At 44.8% G+C, this 19,397-nt stretch carries 17 protein-coding genes; 9 read left to right on the top strand and 8 right to left on the bottom strand.

What is annotated here, in order from left to right:
* Positions 1-207 precede the first annotated feature (207 nt).
* From QUF19_RS19340 to gcl, 3 genes are all read right to left on the bottom strand, one after another.
* Positions 208-1,104: a 2-hydroxy-3-oxopropionate reductase gene (locus tag QUF19_RS19340; protein WP_286302331.1), complete on the bottom strand. Its 897-nt coding sequence runs from the start codon at positions 1,102-1,104 to the stop codon at positions 208-210.
* Positions 1,105-1,141: 37 nt separating this feature from the next.
* Positions 1,142-1,918 (bottom strand): hydroxypyruvate isomerase, encoded by a 777-nt coding sequence (gene hyi, locus QUF19_RS19345; RefSeq protein WP_286302333.1) that lies wholly within the window; start codon positions 1,916-1,918, stop codon positions 1,142-1,144.
* Positions 1,919-2,034: 116 nt separating this feature from the next.
* The gene (gene gcl, locus QUF19_RS19350) at positions 2,035-3,807 is read right to left on the bottom strand and encodes a glyoxylate carboligase (protein WP_286302335.1); all 1,773 of its coding nucleotides are present in this window, start codon (positions 3,805-3,807) and stop codon (positions 2,035-2,037) included.
* 314 nt (positions 3,808-4,121) lie between these two features.
* Here gcl and aceB point away from each other — a divergent pair, with 314 nt between their 5' ends.
* A complete protein-coding gene (gene aceB / locus QUF19_RS19355) occupies positions 4,122-5,747 on the top strand; it encodes a malate synthase A (protein WP_286302337.1) in 1,626 nt (541 codons plus the stop codon).
* Between the two features lie 103 nt (positions 5,748-5,850).
* Positions 5,851-6,291 (top strand): GlcG/HbpS family heme-binding protein, encoded by a 441-nt coding sequence (locus QUF19_RS19360; RefSeq protein ID WP_008220964.1) that lies wholly within the window; start codon positions 5,851-5,853, stop codon positions 6,289-6,291.
* An 85-nt stretch (positions 6,292-6,376) separates the two neighbouring features.
* Here the strand turns inward: QUF19_RS19360 and QUF19_RS19365 are convergent, their stop codons facing one another.
* Positions 6,377-6,859, bottom strand: a complete 483-nt coding sequence (locus tag QUF19_RS19365) for a MarR family winged helix-turn-helix transcriptional regulator (protein ID WP_017054932.1) — start codon at positions 6,857-6,859, stop codon at positions 6,377-6,379.
* A gap of 124 nt (positions 6,860-6,983) precedes the next feature.
* Here QUF19_RS19365 and QUF19_RS19370 point away from each other — a divergent pair, with 124 nt between their 5' ends.
* Both QUF19_RS19370 and QUF19_RS19375 read left to right on the top strand, forming a co-directional pair.
* The gene (locus QUF19_RS19370; protein ID WP_286302375.1) at positions 6,984-7,877 is read left to right on the top strand and encodes a DMT family transporter; all 894 of its coding nucleotides are present in this window, start codon (positions 6,984-6,986) and stop codon (positions 7,875-7,877) included.
* A 218-nt stretch (positions 7,878-8,095) separates the two neighbouring features.
* On the top strand, positions 8,096-9,616 hold the full coding sequence (locus tag QUF19_RS19375) for a DUF1254 domain-containing protein (protein WP_286302377.1): 1,521 nt from the start codon (positions 8,096-8,098) through the stop codon (positions 9,614-9,616).
* An 86-nt stretch (positions 9,617-9,702) separates the two neighbouring features.
* Here the strand turns inward: QUF19_RS19375 and QUF19_RS19380 are convergent, their stop codons facing one another.
* The gene (locus QUF19_RS19380; protein ID WP_286302378.1) at positions 9,703-10,611 is read right to left on the bottom strand and encodes a LysR family transcriptional regulator; all 909 of its coding nucleotides are present in this window, start codon (positions 10,609-10,611) and stop codon (positions 9,703-9,705) included.
* Between the two features lie 141 nt (positions 10,612-10,752).
* A complete protein-coding gene (locus QUF19_RS19385) occupies positions 10,753-12,018 on the bottom strand; it encodes an MFS transporter (RefSeq protein ID WP_286302380.1) in 1,266 nt (421 codons plus the stop codon).
* Between the two features lie 91 nt (positions 12,019-12,109).
* Here QUF19_RS19385 and QUF19_RS19390 point away from each other — a divergent pair, with 91 nt between their 5' ends.
* A complete protein-coding gene (locus QUF19_RS19390) occupies positions 12,110-13,846 on the top strand; it encodes an ABC transporter substrate-binding protein (RefSeq protein ID WP_286302384.1) in 1,737 nt (578 codons plus the stop codon).
* A gap of 105 nt (positions 13,847-13,951) precedes the next feature.
* On the opposite strand, the gene QUF19_RS19395 is transcribed toward QUF19_RS19390, so the two are convergent.
* Both QUF19_RS19395 and QUF19_RS19400 read right to left on the bottom strand, forming a co-directional pair.
* Positions 13,952-14,347 carry a RidA family protein gene (locus QUF19_RS19395; RefSeq protein WP_102436848.1) on the bottom strand — a complete coding sequence of 132 codons (396 nt, stop codon included), beginning with the start codon at positions 14,345-14,347 and terminating at the stop codon, positions 13,952-13,954.
* Positions 14,347-14,655 (bottom strand): putative quinol monooxygenase, encoded by a 309-nt coding sequence (locus QUF19_RS19400; RefSeq protein WP_286302390.1) that lies wholly within the window; start codon positions 14,653-14,655, stop codon positions 14,347-14,349. The genes QUF19_RS19395 and QUF19_RS19400 overlap by 1 nt, the downstream gene beginning before the upstream one ends.
* Before the next feature lie 114 nt (positions 14,656-14,769).
* Between QUF19_RS19400 and QUF19_RS19405 the strand changes: the two genes are divergently transcribed.
* From QUF19_RS19405 to QUF19_RS19420, 4 genes are all read left to right on the top strand, one after another.
* Complete coding sequence (locus tag QUF19_RS19405) at positions 14,770-15,672, top strand: LysR family transcriptional regulator (protein ID WP_286302392.1); 903 nt, start codon at positions 14,770-14,772, stop codon at positions 15,670-15,672.
* A 252-nt stretch (positions 15,673-15,924) separates the two neighbouring features.
* Positions 15,925-16,842 carry a DMT family transporter gene (locus QUF19_RS19410; protein ID WP_286302394.1) on the top strand — a complete coding sequence of 306 codons (918 nt, stop codon included), beginning with the start codon at positions 15,925-15,927 and terminating at the stop codon, positions 16,840-16,842.
* Between the two features lie 238 nt (positions 16,843-17,080).
* Entirely contained in the window at positions 17,081-17,923 is an 843-nt protein-coding gene (locus QUF19_RS19415) for a helix-turn-helix domain-containing protein (protein WP_286302397.1), read from the top strand.
* Positions 17,924-18,009: 86 nt separating this feature from the next.
* Positions 18,010-19,356: an MATE family efflux transporter gene (locus QUF19_RS19420; protein ID WP_286302399.1), complete on the top strand. Its 1,347-nt coding sequence runs from the start codon at positions 18,010-18,012 to the stop codon at positions 19,354-19,356.
* Positions 19,357-19,397 lie beyond the last annotated feature (41 nt).

Raw genomic sequence — 19,397 nt, forward strand, 5'->3', positions numbered from 1 at the left:
CCGATACAAGGCCAAAGGGTGCCTGCTAAGATCAAGTTGGAAAGGAACAACTTCAACCTCTGCCTCGTATCAGGAACGCGTATAAAAGGAGACGAAACTACGCGATTTATAAACAAACTGTTGGGCTACGAATCGATAGCAGCCCTAATTAATTAACGGATAATCGGTTGATTGACTAACCACTAAACGGACAAACCGTTAACTAGATTAACGAATCGAGTGGTCAGAACGTTTCTCAATCGCTTGGATAAGCGCAGAGTGGTCCCAACCTTCACCGCCCATCTCGGCACACTCACCAAACAACTCTTGAGCGTTGGCCGTATTCGGTAGTGCGACACCTAATTCTTGCGCCCCCGTTAGCGCTAAGTTGAGGTCTTTTTGGTGAAGTGAGATTCTAAAGCCAGGGTCGAATGTGCCTTCAACCATGCGCTCGCCGTGCACTTCCAAGATCTTAGAGTTAGCAAAGCCACCTAATAGCGCCTGACGTACGCGTGCTGGATCAGCACCTGCTTTCGAAGCAAAGACTAACGCCTCAGACACGGCTTCGATATTCAGCGCTACAATGATTTGGTTTGCGACCTTACAGGTTTGACCTGCGCCATTGTCACCTACTAGCGTGATGTTCTTACCCATGATTTCGAACAAAGGTCGTGCTTTATCAAAGGCGTCTTGCTCACCGCCCACCATGATAGTCAGAGCCGCGTTTATCGCGCCAACTTCACCACCTGAAACCGGAGCATCAAGGTATGAAGCACCACCTTCGTTGATTCGAGCGGCAATGGCTTTGGTTGCGATTGGCGAGATTGAACTCATATCGATAACCAGTTTCCCAGTTGCTCCGCCCGCCGTGAGGCCTTTCTCAACTCCATTGTCACCAAACAGGACATCTTCAACTTGAGGAGTGTTAGGCACCATTAAGATAATGATATCCGCTGCTTCAGTCGCTTCTGCTGGTGAGTGGCAGACCGTTGCGCCCGCTGCCACAAGATCGGCAGGTGCTGCATTAAAGTGATCCGACAGAATCAAATCGTGACCTGCTTTTTGAAGGTTACTCGCCATAGGTTTACCCATGATGCCAGTTCCGATAAATGCAATTTTAGACATGTTGTTCTCCTTAACGTTTGAGGGTTACCAGACGGAATTAACGGTACTGGTGCAGCCAACCAAGGCCTTCTGTCGTTGTCGTTTTAGGTTTGTATTCGCAGCCCACCCAGCCTTGATAACCAAGCTCATCAAGATAGTTGAGCACGAATGGGTAATTGATTTCGCCGGTACCCGGTTCGTGTCGGCCTGGATTATCCGCCAGTTGCACGTGTGCGATTTGACCAATGTTCTGTTGCATGGTCGGCGTAAGGTCGCCTTCCATAATTTGCATGTGATAAATATCGTATTGGATAGAAAGGTTATCGCTCCCTACCTCTTTAATGATCGCTTTGGCTTGCTCTGTGGTATTCAAGAAGAAGCCCGGAATATCGCGGGTATTGATCGCTTCTATCACTAAGCTGATGCCTTCTGCTGCTAGCGCGTTCGCCGCGTAATGCAGGTTAATCACAAACGCCGATTGCGCGTCATGTTGGGTCACACCTTGCGGAACAATCCCGGCCAAGCAATTCACTTGAGTACAGCCGAGTACTTTTGCGTAAGCGATGGCTTTAGGTACGCCCGCTTGAAACTCTTCAACTCGTGCAGGGTCGACCGCGATACCGCGGTCGCCGGCGTCCCAATCCCCTGCCGGCAAGTTAAATAGCACTTGCTCAAGGTTATTAGCATCAAGCTTTTGTTTAATCTCATCCGCATCAAAGGCATATGGGAAAAGATATTCCACACCTTGAAAGCCTGCTTCTGCGGCAGCTTCAAAGCGGTTCATAAAATCAACTTCCGTGAATAACATTGACAAGTTTGCTGCAAATTTTGCCATGACTCTGTCCTTATTCTTTATCTGTGAAAATCTGGTTATTTGTAATCAAGCCTCGCTCTATTGGAGACTTTCCGTAGAGCTAAACCTCAGCTCTACGGATACACATGACTTAATGATTACTTGTACGCTAGCGCCGTTGGGGCATCGCCGCGGTTTTCGGCAAGTGGTTCAAATTCGTTGATAGCGTTGATCTCTACACCCATCGCAATGTTGGTTACTCGCTCAAGAATCAGCTCAACGACCACTGGCACCTTGTGCTTGTTCATCAGCTCTTTGGCTTGCTCAAACGCCGCGGCAATTTGCTCTGGTTCACGAACTCGAATTGCCTTACAACCTAGGCCTTCAACAACGGCTACATGGTCAACCCCGTAGCCTTCAAGTTCTGGCGCATTTTGGTTATCGAACGCCAGTTGTACACAATAGTCGATATCAAATTGGCGCTGTGCTTGACGAATCAAGCCTAGGTAGGAGTTGTTCACCAACACATGAATGTATGGCAAGTTGAACTGCGCACCTACCGCCAGTTCTTCAATCATGAATTGGAAATCATAATCACCAGAGATAGCGACAATATCGCGATTTGGATCGGCTGCCCGTACACCTAATGCGGCTGGTGTTGTCCAACCCAATGGGCCAGCCTGACCACAGTTGATCCAGTTACGCGGCTTATAAACATGTAGGAATTGAGCGGCAGCAATTTGCGACAAACCAATGGTGCTCACATAACAAGTGTCACGACCAAATGCCTTGTTCATCTCTTCATAAACACGCATCGGTTTCATTGGCGCTTCATCAAAATTGGTTTTACGCAGCATGGTCGACTTACGTTCCTGACACTCACTTGCCCAAGCATTTCGGTTCGGCAGCTTGCCAGCATCACGCCACTCTTGCGCCACTTCAACCATTAGCTCTAGTGCAGCTTTCGCATCAGAGACAATGCCTAAATCAGGACAAAACACACGGCCGATTTGGGTTGGTTCAATGTCTACATGTACGAACTTTCGGCCTTCGGTGTAAACATCCACAGAGCCGGTATGACGGTTAGCCCAGCGGTTACCAACACCAAACACAAAATCAGAACTCAGCATGGTTTCGTTACCGTAACGGTGAGAAGTTTGTAGCCCCACCATACCCGCCATTAACTCATGATCATCCGGGATCGATCCCCAGCCCATTAAGGTTGGGATCACAGGAACACCAGTGATCTCGGCAAACTGTTGCAACAATTCAGATGCGCCAGCGTTAATCACGCCACCACCCGATACAATCAGCGGTTTTTCCGATTGAGACATCATGGTTAATGCTTTCTCAACCTGCGCGCGAGTTGCTTGCGGTTTGTAAGGTTCTAATGGTTCATAGGTATCGATATCAAACTCAATCTCAGCCAGCTGAACATCAATCGGTAGATCAATCAGGATGGGACCCGGACGACCCGAACGCATTAAATGAAAGGCTTTTTGGAATGCGCGTGGCACTTGTGCAGGTTCCAACACCGTGGTTGCCCATTTAGTCACTGGTTTAGCGATAGATTCAATATCAACCGCTTGGAAGTCTTCTTTATGAAGGCGAGCACGCGGAGCCTGACCTGTAATACATAGGATTGGGATTGAATCTGCAGACGCCGAATAAAGCCCCGTGATCATGTCCGTTCCCGCAGGGCCAGATGTACCAATACACACACCGATATTGTCTTGATTGGTACGTGTGTACCCTTCAGCCATATGCGATGCGCCCTCTACGTGGCGAGCTAAGACGTGGTCGATTCCTCCGAGCTTTTTCATAGCCGCATACATAGGGTTTATTGCTGCGCCGGGAACACCAAATGCGATGTATACACCTTCACGTTTAAGCACTTCTACCGCTGCTTCAATCGCTTTCATAATTGCCATTCGAACCTCCAGCTCAGATTGTATACAATTAAACTAACTTTTGTGTACTATGAATCATCCTCAGCATTTATCAAGCCCAAAATGAAACATTTTCATTACATCAGCCCATCACATTAAGTCCGCACTTACCCTGAAAAGCTTACAATTCATTACTTTACATAAAATATCTTTACGTAAAAATAAATTACAAAAAGATCAAATGATAAATAAATGTTAAATACCGTTTGCTTGTTTACAATTTCTACCATATAAATATCATTAAAAAGAGCATTTTGTATACAAAATGACATCGTATTGTGTAAAGGAGACAAGCAATGATGAATGACGTGAAAGAGAGAGAAGATGTGCTGTGTATGCAGGTACTTGGGAAGATGGACAACTCCGAGTACAAAGAGATCTTGTCTAAAGATGCATTAAAGTTCTTAGAAGCCCTTGTTAATAAGTTTGGAGATCGCCGTCATACCCTGCTAAATGACCGTGACATAAAACAAGCTCAATATGACAACGGTGAGTTACCCAATTTCAGAAAGGACACCATTTCCATTCGTCAGAATAAAGAATGGAAAGTGGCGACACCGCCGCCAGAGTTACTGGATCGACGCGTAGAGATCACCGGACCTATCGAAAGAAAGATGGTGATCAACGCGCTAAACTCAGGCGCGAAAGTCTTCATGTGTTGCTTTGAGGATGCCTCTTCCCCGACTTGGGCCAATATGGTCGAAGGGCAAATCAACCTAAGAGATGCCAATCTTGGCACCATTAGTTATTTCGATGAGAAGAAGCAGAAGCGTTACCAATTAAACGACGATCCTGCACTGCTGATCGCACGCCCACGAGGGATCCACCTTCCTGAGCAATCCATTCAATTCAATAATCAGCCTATCGGCGGTTGCTTGATGGACTTCGCTTTGTACTTTTTCCACAACTATCAATCACGAGCACAACAAGATTTAGGGGTTTACTACTACATTCCCAAGCTTGAGAGCATGGAAGAAGCACAGTGGTGGGACGATATTTTCAGCTTCACCGAAAACTATTTCCACGTACCCAAAGGCACAATTCGTGCGACGGTTTTGGTTGAGACACTTCCAGCCGTCTTCCAAATGGAAGAGATCTTGTACGCAATGCGTGATCATATCGTAGCGATGAACTGTGGCCGTTGGGATTACATCTTCAGCTACATCAAAACGCTGAAAAATCATAAAGACCGCATCCTGCCTGACCGCCACGGGATCGGCATGGATCAAGAATTCCTAAATGCCTATAGCCAACTACTGGTGCGCACTTGTCATGCTCGCGGTGCACTGGCGATGGGTGGTATGTCGGCCTTTATTCCAGCAAAAGATCCGCAAGAAATGGCGCGTGTAACCGCCAAGGTTATCGAAGATAAGCAAAGAGAATCTCAGAACGGACACGATGGCACATGGGTCGCGCACCCTGCACTGGTTGATTTGGCAATGTCGATCTTTGATAAGCACTTAGATGGCAAAGTAAACCAAATGGATTTCCAAAGCCCAGAGCATGTGATCAATGCAGACTCGTTGCTAAAACCTTGTGAGGGCAGCCGTGACGAAGCAGGAGTACGTAAAAATATACGCATTGCGCTGTATTACATCGAAGCTTGGATTCAAGGCTACGGCTGTGTACCTATCTACGGCCTTATGGAAGATGCCGCCACCGCAGAGATCTCAAGAGCCAATATTTGGCAATGGATCCACCACGGCGTCACGCTTGATGACGGCCAAACCTTTACCAAACAACTGTTCCACTCTTGGCTTTACCAGGAGTTAGACACGATAAAACATGAAGTCGGTGACTCGCGCTACGCAGCAGGTCGATTTGAAGAGACAGCTGATCTTTTCTATCAACTTTCTACAGCCGAAGAGTTCGCTGCCTTCCTAACTTTACCCAGCTATGGGCTATTACAAGAGTCCAGTTAGGACTCTTGTACCGAGCTGAATCAGTCAATGATATTCACAAACAAGAGTAATGATTGGCTGGCTGAGCTTGGTACGTATGCCCCTTGAAAAACTAGGAGATAACATGGGAAGTTTGACTCTACAACAAGCGTTAACCATCATCGATGGAACCTTAAAAGCAGGAAACAAGATCCACACAGAACCTTTGACGGTCGCCGTCTTAGACAGTGGTGGCAAACTGATTTCTCTGCAACGTCAAGATGGCTCTAGCATGATGCGACCAGATATCGCGATTGCTAAAGCGTGGGGGGCACTCGCACTGGGTTGTTCCTCTAGAAAACTCGCCCAAGATGCTGACAACCGACCAGCATTCATCTCCGCCGTAAACGTGCTCGCACACGGAAACATGGTGCCAGTTCCAGGGGGGCTACTGATTCGAGACAAGGATAAAACGGTATTGGGTGCTATCGGCGTGAGCGGTGACATTTCAGACATCGACGAAAGCTGCGCCATTAATGGCATTGGCTGCGCAGAACTGTTTAGTGACGAGATGCTCCAAGCATAATCCAGTCATTAACGGGACTTACAAAAGAAAAAACCGAAGCCTTGAGCTTCGGTTTTTTAATGAATCTAAAAAGAGAGCCGCGAAACTACTCGTATGCACTCAACCATGTTTTTAGCAATTGGTTGGTGTTCTTCTTCTGGCTCGCAGACAGAGATTTAACCAGCTTTTTCTGCATTTCAACATGCTCAGTCATCATTTGGTCAATCAGAATCAAACCATCTTTGGTTAGCTGAACACTCACACTGCGTCTGTCTTCTTTACTGTGCTCACGACTGATCAACCCTTTGGCTTCCAGTTTATCAAGGCGATTGGTCATCGCACCTGATGTCAGCATCATCGAACCTATCAGTTCTGAGGGAGTGAGTCGGTAAGGCTTTCCAGAACGTCGCAAGGTGGCTAGCACATCAAACTCACCGAGTTTCATGTCGTATTTTTTATGAAGCTCGGCAACCTGAGTCTCCATATACTTGGCAATACGCATAATCCGGCCCATCATTGCCATAGGCTCAGTTTCTAGCTCAGGCTTTTCCTTTGCCCATTGCTCTACTACGCGGTCGATAGCATCCATTTGCAATCTCGCTCCGTTATTAGTCTTGATTACTTCAAACTAGTTTAACATAAAGATACTTTACAACCACTAGCTCTCAGTATACAGTTCACACAATAGTTATCTTAACGTAAAGATATTTTAAATGAACATATTATTAGCAATGATCCCCGCGTTCTTTTGGGGAACAACCTATGCAGTGACGCAATTTACGCTACAGGAGTGGCCACCATTATTACTGGGTGCTTTGCGTGCGTTACCTGCTGGTTTGTTATTGCTAGCAGTAAAGCCGACACTGCCTAAAAAAGGTGAGTGGCAGATCATTTTCACATTAGGCCTTATCAATATTGCGACCTTCTTTGGCTTGATCTTCGTGATGGCACTAACGCTGCCTTCAGCGATTTCTGGCGTGGGTATGATCTCTGTGCCTGTGTTCGCGATGATCTTCCATTGGGTAGTGAAAAAGCAACGCCCGCATTTGATTCAAGCCCTTTCTGGCATTGGCTTGATCACCTTAGCTTGGATTCTGTTCAACCCAAGCCAAATCGCACTGAACCCTATCGGCTTGGGTGCCATGTTCGCCGCGATCATGTGTATTGTCATCGGCAGCAGCATTACCAAGTCACTGGGTAACCGCATGCATTGGTGGAAGGTATTAACATGGCAGCTGATTTTAGGCGGTACGATTTTATCTGTCGCGTCTGGCGTTCATGCCTTCATCGACCCACAACCTTATGTTAATGCTGTCACTCATTTCGATACTCGCAACGCTATGGGTCTATTGTGGGTGATTGGACTGAACACAGCACTAGGTTACGGCATGTATGTGTGGTTGCTGCAACGTATGTCTGTGGTTGATTTCACCTTCGGTGGCATCGCTAACCCGGTTGCTGGCATCGTAACAGGCATGGTGTTGATGGGTGAATCCTTCACTGCGGTACAGTACTCGTTAATGACAGGCATGATCGTGATGTCACTACTGCCGCAGCTCATCCTTGCAGTAAGGCAAACCAAAACGGTCAAACCCGTCACGCAGTAAAAAGATTTAGAGTGTTACTAATAAACCCGCCAAGTGCGGGTTTTGTTTTATCTACAATACTAACAATTACAGTACAGACACCGTATTTTGCGAGCGTCTTCTTACCCCCACCTTTTAAACCGATCTTTGAGACTCATTTTTGAGCCTGCCGCGTATCAGATATGTTTTTTCGACTAGCATAAAGTAAGTACATCGAAACGAAACTGAAAGGTGACATCATGATTACGTCGAAGCTAAAAGCAATTGTGTTAGCGAGCAGTATTTTTATCTCACACCAAGTACTGGCGACTGAAAACTACAATACTGATATTCCGTCAAGCATCATGACGCCAGATACAGTGCAAACCAGCATCGGCGAATTGAATTTTAAAGATGGTGCGCCAACGGCTGAAACCGCGCAAAAGCTTTATGACAATCTAGATACGCTTCGCTCAACAGAGGTGTTCCTCAATGCGATTCCAATGGCTTCACTTGAAGCTCTGCGTGTTGGTCATGAAGGGATCGGTTCAACATCATCAAACCAAGTGGTGGTGTTCGATAATCTGATGGATTCAAACCCTCTATTTTTAACAGGTAACACCGACACCGTTTATGCTTCAGTTTTCCTAGACCTTGAGAAAGATGGTCCAACCGTCATTGAGGTACCAGAGGGCATGGGACCAACCACGGTGAACGATGCGTTCTTTCGTTTTGTTACTGACTTAGGCATCGTAGGGCCTGATAAAGGCAAAGGCGGTAAGTACTTGATTCTACCACCAGGTTACGAAGGCGAAGTGCCTGAAGGCTATTTTGTTTCACAATCCACCAGCTACACCAACTGGTTCATTGCGCGCGGATTCCTGAAAGATGGTAAGACCGACGCAGCAGTAAAAGCTTATAAAGAGAAGCTGAAGATCTACCCATTAGCGAAGAAAGATGATCAACCAAAAATGGAGTTCATCTCTGGTAGCGGCAAATCATTCAATACCATTCATGCAAACGATGAGCACTTCTACACCGAGATTAAAACGGTGCTAGATAAAGAGCCGATTTCCTTCATCGACCCAGAGCTTCGTGGATTAATGTCGAGCATTGGTATTCAGAAGAACAAACCTTTTGCACCCGATGAGCGCATGCAAAAACTGATGAAAGATGGCGTCGCGATTGGTAATGCAACAGCGAGATCTCTGTACTTCCAACCAAGAGACAAGAAGGCTTACATCTATGAAGATCGCCTATGGAAAACGGCGTTTATCGGCAAAGATTACCAATGGTTAGTCGACCAAGGTGCAGGCGGACGCAACCTAGATGCTCGTTCTTACTTCTTCTACATCGCGACAGTGAATACACCAGCGATGGCTCTGAAGCTTATCGAAAAGGGCTCTCAATACGCATTGATTGACCAAGCAAAAGACGGTGAATACTTTGATGGTGGCAAGCACTATAGATTGAATATTCCAGCGAATGTGCCAGCTAAGAACTTCTGGTCTATCGTGGCTTACGACACGCAAACACGTTCAGAGCTACAAACCAACCAACCGCTGCCAAGTAAGAATAATCAGCGTGATGACTTCATTGAAAACAAAGATGGTTCGGTTGATTTGTACTTTGGCCCTACCGCTCCAAAAGGCAAAGAATCGAACTGGATTGAGACGGTTCCGAGCAAAGGTTGGTTTACGGTGCTGAGACTCTATGGTCCACAAGAAGCTTGGTATGACAAAACGTGGAAACCAAGCGATATTGAAGAGGTAAAGCTGTAACACCAAGCCTGAGCTGAGCCTTTAATCAAGCTGTAAACCTTAAACAAAAACGCGCCTAAATCGGCGCGTTTTCTGTTATTTCATCGTTAATGATTTTCCAAGCTTTCACTTAAAATCTGTTCGATGCGTTTCACTATGGGGTGTTGATAACAAGCACGGTGGTACTGAATACCAACATCAAAAGTCACCGTTTCTCCATTGAACAATACAGGTCGCTGACTAAGCCCGCTTGGTATGGCGGCTGAATCCATATCAAATCCAACAAATACATATTGGCTCACCTGAACACATTCCAGAGCTGAGGAGACCGACGCGACCGTCAGCTTTTGCTGTAACACTAGCCCTGTGCGTTTTTTCAGACGTTCGTAATAAGAGTTGGCATCCAATGAGCCCATCGAAACACGCACCGTATCAAAGCTTTCTAACTGAGTAAGGTCGATGGTTTCATTTTTGGCTAAAGGATGTGCATCAGCCACATAAGCGAACAAGTCTAGCGAACCGACTTTACGTTCTACAATACGATCATTCAGTTCGTTGGGGTAACCTGACACACCAATCGCTAAGGTGCCTGCTTTCGGAAACTCAACCCCATCTAGCGACCAATCCATCATTGATATTTTGGGCTTTGATTCTTCACTTGTTAACCCTTTCAATAAGGGAACGGTAAACAATGTGCTCAACGGGTTAGCAGCATGAAAAACATATTCAATATTCGAATCGGCTCCGACAAACGACTGCGATATTTGCTGTGCTTGCTCTAGCTTTTCTAGCGGATCTTTCACCACCAACATCAATTGAGTGGTGAACAAGGTCGGAGCGTAAACACCTTTGGTCGCGATGAATAATTCATTAGCAAACAGATCTCGGCAATCGGCCAAATGACGATTAAACGTCGCTCGGCTGATATCCAAAATATGACACACCTTCGCCTGAGACTGTTGCTCATAAAGCAGATCCAAAAATCGATACAAATTTAAGTCGATTGTGTTTTTCAAATGCCTTACCTCATTTCAATGTAATGCCGTTCCTTTGTTCAGTATGAACGTGAACAAAATAAACCTTCAACACTCTATGCTATAACTTTGCTGCCAGTAGCGTTTTTCATGCAAACTTGCTAAAAGAAAAACGTCAACGTACTAGGGAATACGTCGGACATTGGTCATCATGAGCCCAAGAGCCGCGAAAACTTGAGCGACAAAACAGGCAGCAAAGAGTGTCGGTATACCAAATATCGCCACCAGATAACCTGAAGCAGCCAAACCAAATGGCATCAACAGTTTAAATAACGATCCGGTAATACCTGCCACGCGGCCAAGGTGCTTTTCCTCGAAGGCTTCTTGGCGATAACTCCAGATACAGATGCTGCTGTAAACACCAATAGCACTCACCCACAAGAACGACGCCATTAATAAGCCTTTTTCAATCACAACTATGTATTCTCCGGAGACACCTTGTAGTAAATAACTTTGGCTCAATAACGCTGGAAATAAGAATCCAAACGCCTCTAATGCAACGGACAAAATTAGAAGCACGCCGAGTCCGATACGTTTTCTAACTTTATCTGCGGTAAAAGAACCTAATAAGCCGCCCACGCCTGAAGCCGCGATCAAGTACCCCACTTCCATGTGATTGAGTGCCAACTCCGCTTTGGCAAAGTAGATGGCTTGAATCCAGAAAATAGATCCAGTGGTGTTAATCACCATCACTACCAAGGTGATGTGCCACATGTTCTTGTTCGCATACAAAATAGACCAGCCTTCTTTTAGTGCGCTAAACACCGACTGATGGACAACGGGCGTAGACGATTTGAGGTCCAACTTATTGAGCTGCCAAAAAGCAAGCACGTACATAACTGCAATAAGTAGAAACACGTTATGTAACGCTGATAAGAGAAGCAATCCCCCAGACAACACCGGACCAACCGTTTCTAACAAACTGTACAAGGAACTCATTCTGGCAGTAGCTGTATTTTGTATTTGTTGAGGTAAGACATTTTTCATCATCCCGATACGTGCATTGTGATAGCCATAGTTAAACGCCATCATTAGGAATGCACACGGGAACAGCACATATAAAGGATTCGACAACCATCGCACAGCGATATACGAGATAACCAACACAACGACTTGCCCAAGCAACATGCATTGCGACCACTGCTTCTTATTAAACTTATCAACCCATACACCGATGAACAGCGCTAGAAGCAGATTTGGCAAAAACTCAACGGCTCTCATCCAGCCCATCATCTCTGAGGACTGTGTTAACTCGTACACCAACAAGGGAAGAGCAAGGTCATAAATCTTAGTTCCAAAGGCGACAAAAAACGCCGTCGAAAACAAAACAATAAAGCTCGAGTTTTTCCAAATTGAGTTGGTCGCCTTTGAAGCTTTTACACCTTCCATTTTTCATTCCTTTTAAAAACAATCGAATAACTTTATTATCGAGATTAAAAGATGAAGAAAAATAGAAAGATTGAACAAGGATTTCACCTTTATGCATTACTGGAAGGCACTGGCATTTTTACGTTCTCGGGTACTCATTAACCAACCGACTCAACTTTCGTTGACAGAAATTACTGAAGCTCTGGGGGGTACCAAACGTAACGCACAGCTAATTATAAAAAAGCTAGTAAACGAGGGCTTGATTGATTGGAAGTCAGGTATTGGCAGAGGCAACCTACCCACACTCACTCTACTCAAAAACGTGAACCATAAATTAGAACTGAGGATTGATGAATTACTATCGGAAAACAAAGTTGACCAAGCATTAGAGCTCATTGATGATTCACAACGCGATCAGTTTCTACTTGGTTATATCAGCCGTTATCAGAGCTTACCGACCACACTCGATATTCTGCAAATTCCCTTTTATCGAGGCACACATAACCTAGACCCGATTGAAGTAACACGACGCACTGAAGCGCATATCACTCGTTACCTGTGCAGTAATTTACTGTGTTTCAACACACTAACTCACTCGTTTGAGGGAGACCTTGCAATTGACTGGTACCAAGATGAAAGTCGTTGGTATTTCACTTTGCGAAAAGGTTTAGTGTTTCATGACGGCTCGCCGATTCTAGCGCAAGACATCAAAAACCATTTCCGACGCTTGCTCAATAGCTCTCACCACAATAGTCAGCAGTTTCACTGCATCTCAAATATCACGGTTGTAGACCCACTTCATCTCTATTTTGATACCAAGGCCAACGCAGGATATTTACCGTCACTGCTATCCAGTTCAGCCGCGGGTATTACGAAAAAGGTAGGAGATACGCTCCTTGGTAGTGGCAGCTTTAAATTGGTCGAACAGTCTGAATGGCTTACCAGACTGGAAGCATTCAAACACTATCATGGTCACCGCCCTTGGGTAGATGGCATAGAGATATGGAATGTCGGTGATAAAGCCAAAGACTATGAGATGCACTGCGATATTGTTCATTCGCACCCGCATTACCAACATTCCTCAATATCGTTGGAGCTTGAAGAGATGGAACAGTGGGAAAAAGGTTGCGAATACGCCTTGATTAACCCACATCGTCACCCTTGGTTTGAAAAACCAGAGCGCTGCCAATCAATAAGTGAATTACTTCGCATACTTGGTGTAGCTAAAGATATCCCTAGACAGAGCATCGGTTATGCCAATGGAATGCTTGCCACTTTTAGCCAGTCATCAAGCCCTAAACTTATTAACGCCAATGATCAAGACGTATTGAAAGCCGTTCATCATTTAGCTGACTCATTAACCAAACCTACCCAACCACTAAAGATCCTGACCTACCAGCTGTTTGACCACATCAAAATGGCTCGTCATTATTGTCATCGATTGAATGAGCTCGGTTTTGCTTGCGAATATCAAGTGCTCGAGTTTCCAGATTTTTGCCAACCGGATAACCTAAAAGATGCTGACATATTAATTAGCGGTGAAGTGTTTTCAGATAACCTCGACAGCAGCTGGATGGGGTGGTTACAAAGTTCTATCGCATTAGAAGTGTGCCTCACTGATGAGCAAAAACAGTGGCGAGATGAAAACCTTGAGCAACTTTGGACACTCAATGATTACCAACAACGACAATCAGCCTTTCTAGAACTCGAGGCACAGCTAATAAAGCTCGGTGTTTATAGGCCGATTTTCCGCGTTAAACAGCAACTCAATTATGCCAAAACAGTCAATCCCGTTGAACAGTTAGCTAATGGTTGGATTGATTTCAACCAAATCACTATACGTCGCTGAGCAGGAGTTTCTCGATTAGAAATAGCCCCTTTATCAACGATTAGATAAAGGGGCTTTTGGCTTCACATAATGATCTTTTTGCCCATTAAAAATCCAATAATCGACTTAAATCAGTTTCGCCGCTTCGGCCTCAATTTCAACTTTCCATCGCTCATCAAAGAGCCCTTGAACAAACAATAATGTCGTTGGAAGCCCACCAACATCAAAGGGCAATCGTTGCTTTGCGGCTTGGTAATCAGACATATCATTCCGATCAACTAAGTACAGTCTTACACTGATTAAATCTTCCATATCCATTTGATTTGCCTGAAGCACTCCTCTCAGATTTGTCCAAGCCAGTACAATCTGTTCTTCCGCACTTTCAGCAACCACACCTTCGCTATCAATCCCAAGTTGCCCAGCAATATGTAACCGCGTTGAACCGGCGGGGATTAACGCACATTGATGATAGTTAGCGGCCGGAGCTGGTACTGAAGAGGGACTCCATATCTTATTCATCATTACACCTCAGATGATGTGACGATTTTAGACAGGACTGTAATGGTAGGCATATCCGTAAGCATCGCACCTAAACGGTCAAAATCGCCAATATCTTTGCGCCAAGCAATGTATTCATTGAAGTGATCCGTACTTTCCCATTCTTCACATAAAACCAAGGCATTTTCAGACAAATCTTTTTGATAAAGCTCCGCAGAAAGGTTGCCGTTAAAAGTACGAGTATCTGGCAAGATTTCGTTAAAAAACTCAACGACCTCTGCCGTTTTATCTTCAGTATGGCTCAAGGTAAATTGCACTAAAATAGTCATCATTCTCTCCGTTTTCTTATCTTGTTAAGGTACGAGGAGAATCTTACTTGTTTGTAAAAATAGATAAATACAGTAAAATTTCAAACATAGTTCGATTTAATGAGACAATAAATCACCATGAAAAACGAATTGCATCGCATGCAAGTGTTCGCTCAAATTGTAGAATCGGGCTCCATAACGAAAGCGGCTGATAAGCTAGATCTATCAAAATCTGTCGTTAGCCATCACTTACAAGGGCTTGAGCAACACCTTGGTGCGAAATTACTCACTAGAACAACACGTCGCCAATCCTTAACCGACGCTGGACAACGTTTTTATCAAAGATGCTTAGAAATGCGAAAACTAATGTCGCTTGCGGAAGAAGAAGTGCGCGAGTCCTGTTCTGATTTTGCAGGCACAATCACCATCACATCTCCACACACATTGATGACACATCTTATTGGACCTGCAATGTGTGAGTTTATGAAAAGCCACCCTCGTATAGAGCCTCAACTATTGGCCAACGATATGCGCGTAGATCTTATTGATAAATACATAGACCTGTCGGTCACCGTTGGAGAACTTCCTGATTCCACATCTCGAGCTATAAGGCTAGGAGACCTTCAACAAGTACTGTGCTGTCATCCTGATTATCTTACAAAGGTACAAATTCAGCTTCCAATCACATCAAATGACCTCTCAAAATATGACTACATTGCCAATCAATGGGAAGGTATCAACAGTCAAAGAAGCTTTGCTATCAATAAAGGGAAAATAAGTACCTATCAATTCAGAGCAAACAGAGTTGGAGATAGTGTGCCAACCATACGAATGATGGCTTTATCTGGGTTAGGAATTGCGTGTCTTCCTAAACAAGCAATTGAAGTAGACCTCCAAAATGGTACATTAATTAATATACTGCCAGATGAAATAGAGCTTAAGGCTCCTTTCTATATCGTACACAATTTTGGATTGCAAATGCCGGCCAGAATTCGGGCCTTCATTGACGATCTAAAACGATATGCCGAGTCTTACTCATAAAAGTTACATCATCAGAAAACATCCATAAACAAACTCACAAATTAGACCTTACAAAGAATAATGCCTTTAACTTAATCTACTTTTATAGAAATAATTTATACAAATCAATTATATTAGAGATTTATTTTCCACAAATCATTTCAATTAGAGACAAAAAGACAAAATTTTTCTCCGACTACCTACTTATACTGTGCCACGTCATTAAGGCGCTACAAGCCTATGATTTAAAATAATTATTAATGAGTAGTCACCATGAATTCGAAGTCGCTAACTATCTTGCTTTTTGTCTCTGTTTGCTTAATTTGGGGAACCACTTGGTTCGCTATGGAAGTGGCATTGCATTCTATCCCACCTATTTTTGCCACTGCATTGCGCTTTTTATTGGCTGCACCGTTGCTCGCGGTATTGGCGAAAGTGTTCAACCAACCTTTGCTTTTCCCAAAGGGTAAACGTCAATGGCTGCTTATTGTGGCACTGATGTATTTTGCTATTCCGTTCACTTTGATGATCTATGGAGAGCAATACATCTCTTCTGGTTTGGCGTCGATCATCTTCGCCAACATGCCGGTCGCTGTGATGCTGATGTCGGGTTTATTCTTAGGTCTGCGCTTAGCGAAGCATCAAATCTTCGGCTTGATCACTGCTGTTGTGAGCCTATGTTTAATCCTTGGCAACGAAATGCAAATGGGTGGCGATGACTACCTGATTGGCACGATTTGTTTAGGCCTTGCTGTGGCGATTCATGCGGTTATGTATGTGTTGGTTCAAAAGCACTGCAAAGGAATCGAAGTACTGACTTACAACGCCGTACCGAGCTTAATTGCTTCTATATTCTTGTTCGCAGTTTCAGCGATGGGTGAAAGCGTTAACGTTGAATCCTTCACTTGGGATTCAATCTCAGCCGTGGTTTACCTTGGCTTTGTCGCGAGTGTTGGCGGCATTGTGGCTTACTTCAAATTAGGACAAGTTTCGACCCCTTTCCAAGCGTCTATCTGCTTCTTAATTTTCCCGGTAGTAGCACTGCTGATCTCTTGCTACATCAATGGTGAAGTGCTTTCTGAACAGTCATTGCTTATGATGATTCCTCTGCTTTGTGGCATCTTGCTGACCAAGGCACCAAAAGGGATCTTTAAGCTGCGTTCTTCGTTAAAAACAGCGAGCAGCAACTAAACTCTATGAATCACCCTAGAAGCTCGGAATGTGCTTCTAGGGTTCTATTTAGCTATTCAAATCAACCTTCCACCTAACTCCTCTTTGCATACTCCTGTCTGTTTCACCGCATCCATTCTTTCACTCATTGATAATGGCAAGCGAATGACTTAAAAGTCGCAATCGGCTACATTACAAATACCAATCATTGTCGGCTTTGGTCATAGCCTTCAGCGCCCTTCTCCAACAAAGGAATGCCATGAGTACTCCCATCAAACACATGCGCCTAATCAAAGGTCAGCCCTGCCGTGTGACGGAGTTGTCTAACAGCGACGATGCGTTCTTAGAACCACACAGACATGAGTATTGGGAGTTGGTGTGGTGTGTGGATGATCTCGGTAGTCAGAGTATTGATTTCGTCGACTACGACAACAAAGTCGGGCGTATTTTTACCATTGCTCCCGGTCAAGTACATCGCTCAGAATTGGTGGGAGAAAATGCTCGTTTACTGGTATTTACTCCAGGGTTTGTCAAAACCAATCATCGCAACACACAACTGGTCGACACCGTTTTTGCCATGCATCAAAGTCGCCCTCCCTATTTGGATTGCAGTGAGGAAGGCAACCGTTACCTGCTACCTATTTTCACCATGATCAAAGAAGAGTGTGAGCGAGTGGATAGCGACTGGGATTTGGTAGAATCACTAATGAATAGTTTTCTGCGCTACATATTACGTTTCGCCACCCAATCCTCATTGAAAGGTGAAGTGCGCGACAGCCGAGTCAACAAGGTTGTTGATTTGATTGAGCAACATTACGCCACGCACAAACAATGCGAATTTTATGCGCAAGCGCTGTCGATCACGAACAAGCGCATCAACGAGATTGTCAAAGCGGAACGGGGTAAAACCGTTACTCAGTTAATCCATGATCGAACCATCTTAGAAGCGAACCGTGAATTGATCTTTTCTACCAAGACAATTAAAACCATCGCTTTTGAACTCGGCTTCGAAGACCCTGCCTATTTCAGTCGTTTTTATCGTGGCCAAATGAAAGAGTCACCCGCAGAGTTTCGAACTCGATGTGCAGATCGTGCAACATAATGCGCAGATAATCCCTTTTTAGAATCCACTTAAGTTCGGATAATGCTCCCTCTTTATTTCATCCAATTTGTTGGGAGCTTTCTGGAATGGGCATTAATCTCAAAACTGATCCGATCTCAAAATCCTTTTATCAATACCTTTGGCCCGCACTAACCGGCATGGTGATCAAGTCTCTTTTTATCATGGGAGATGCTTGGTTCGTCGGACGCGGTGTTGGCCCTGATGGGCTTGGTGCTATCGCTTTAACCATCCCTGCTTTTTCAATATTCACCGCCATTGCCATGATGGTGGGCATTGGTGGCGCAGCACTTATGTCCATCGAAGTCGGTAAAGGAAATACAACGTCGGGTCAAACTCTCTTTAGCCAATCAATGCTCAGTACCGCTGTGCTTAGCACCATTTCAGTCAGCATTGCCCTGTATTTTTTAGACGACATGATTGCGTTAATGGGCGCTTCTGGTTACATGGCTGAACTGACTCACGATTACCTGTCTGTGATGCTGCCATTCTTTGTGTTGTACTCGTTAGCTTGGGTCATGTCATGCTTTGTTCGTAACGATACCAACCCAAAACTGGCGACTTACGCGATGTCGATAGGTGCTGTGGTTAACCTAGTTTTGGACTACTTCTTCGTCTTAGAATTTGGCTGGGGTATGAAAGGCGCGGCCTACGGTACAGCAATTGCTCAAGGTGTTATCGCTTGTATTCTATTAAGCCACTTTGTACGTAGACAAGGCACCTTGGAAATGAGCTTAAAAGGGATTGGTTTGGGAAAACTGCCAAGCATCCTAAAAATAGGTACGCCGACATTCTTCATTGAAGTAACTGCAGCGATGACCATCTTATTGTTCAACTACGTGTTGCTGCATCAGTTTGGTGAGAATCATATTATCGCCTATGGCTTAACGGCAAACATCGGGGTATTCGCCCTGTTTGTGATGGTCGGAATCGCTCAAGCCTGCCAACCAATCATCAGCTTTAATCATGGAGCCAACCAACCAAACCGAATCGAAGCGATTTTCCGCTTAGGTTTAAAAAGTGCAATTGGTAGCGGCTTGGTGTTTATGGTTCTGGTGTACCTGTTTGCTCCACAAATCGCAGCCCTCTATTTGGGTGATTCAAGCGATTTAATTGGACTGTCATCAACCGCATTGACGTTCTTCTTCTTTGCTGTGCCGCTGATGGGCATAAACTTAGTGATCGCCAACCTGTTTCAGGCAACGGCCAAACCTAAACAAGCAACACTGATATCTCTTGGACGCGGCTTTGTGTTCGTCGCCTTGGGCATCATGATTTTGCCAAAGCTATTCCCAGAACAAGGCATTTGGGCGAGCATCCTGTTCGCGGAAACCGTAACAGCCATATTCAGCCTGAGTATGTTACGCAGCTACAAGAAGCGCTTTTCTGACTCATTAGAAAAACAGGCTGCATAGGAAGTCATCCGTTTAGAACGCCACGCCTTTGACTACCAAAT

The sequence above is a fragment of the Vibrio sp. FE10 genome (assembly GCF_030297155.1).
Lineage (GTDB): Bacteria > Pseudomonadota > Gammaproteobacteria > Enterobacterales > Vibrionaceae > Vibrio > Vibrio apostichopi.

Excerpts from the sequence above, each read along its gene's own strand:
- aceB (WP_286302337.1), top strand. The coding sequence starts at position 4,122 with ATGATGAATGACGTGAAAGAGAGAGAAGATGTGCTGTGTATGCAGGTA.
- QUF19_RS19400 (WP_286302390.1), bottom strand. The coding sequence starts at position 14,655 with ATGATGACTATTTTAGTGCAATTTACCTTGAGCCATACTGAAGATAAA.
- gcl (WP_286302335.1), bottom strand. The coding sequence starts at position 3,807 with ATGGCAATTATGAAAGCGATTGAAGCAGCGGTAGAAGTGCTTAAACGT.
- QUF19_RS19420 (WP_286302399.1), top strand. The coding sequence starts at position 18,010 with ATGGGCATTAATCTCAAAACTGATCCGATCTCAAAATCCTTTTATCAA.
- QUF19_RS19375 (WP_286302377.1), top strand. The coding sequence starts at position 8,096 with ATGATTACGTCGAAGCTAAAAGCAATTGTGTTAGCGAGCAGTATTTTT.
- QUF19_RS19390 (WP_286302384.1), top strand. The coding sequence starts at position 12,110 with ATGCATTACTGGAAGGCACTGGCATTTTTACGTTCTCGGGTACTCATT.
- QUF19_RS19405 (WP_286302392.1), top strand. The coding sequence starts at position 14,770 with ATGAAAAACGAATTGCATCGCATGCAAGTGTTCGCTCAAATTGTAGAA.
- QUF19_RS19340 (WP_286302331.1), bottom strand. The coding sequence starts at position 1,104 with ATGTCTAAAATTGCATTTATCGGAACTGGCATCATGGGTAAACCTATG.
- QUF19_RS19410 (WP_286302394.1), top strand. The coding sequence starts at position 15,925 with ATGAATTCGAAGTCGCTAACTATCTTGCTTTTTGTCTCTGTTTGCTTA.
- QUF19_RS19365 (WP_017054932.1), bottom strand. The coding sequence starts at position 6,859 with ATGGATGCTATCGACCGCGTAGTAGAGCAATGGGCAAAGGAAAAGCCT.
- QUF19_RS19360 (WP_008220964.1), top strand. The coding sequence starts at position 5,851 with ATGGGAAGTTTGACTCTACAACAAGCGTTAACCATCATCGATGGAACC.
- QUF19_RS19415 (WP_286302397.1), top strand. The coding sequence starts at position 17,081 with ATGAGTACTCCCATCAAACACATGCGCCTAATCAAAGGTCAGCCCTGC.
- QUF19_RS19385 (WP_286302380.1), bottom strand. The coding sequence starts at position 12,018 with ATGGAAGGTGTAAAAGCTTCAAAGGCGACCAACTCAATTTGGAAAAAC.
- QUF19_RS19395 (WP_102436848.1), bottom strand. The coding sequence starts at position 14,347 with ATGATGAATAAGATATGGAGTCCCTCTTCAGTACCAGCTCCGGCCGCT.
- QUF19_RS19370 (WP_286302375.1), top strand. The coding sequence starts at position 6,984 with ATGAACATATTATTAGCAATGATCCCCGCGTTCTTTTGGGGAACAACC.
- hyi (WP_286302333.1), bottom strand. The coding sequence starts at position 1,918 with ATGGCAAAATTTGCAGCAAACTTGTCAATGTTATTCACGGAAGTTGAT.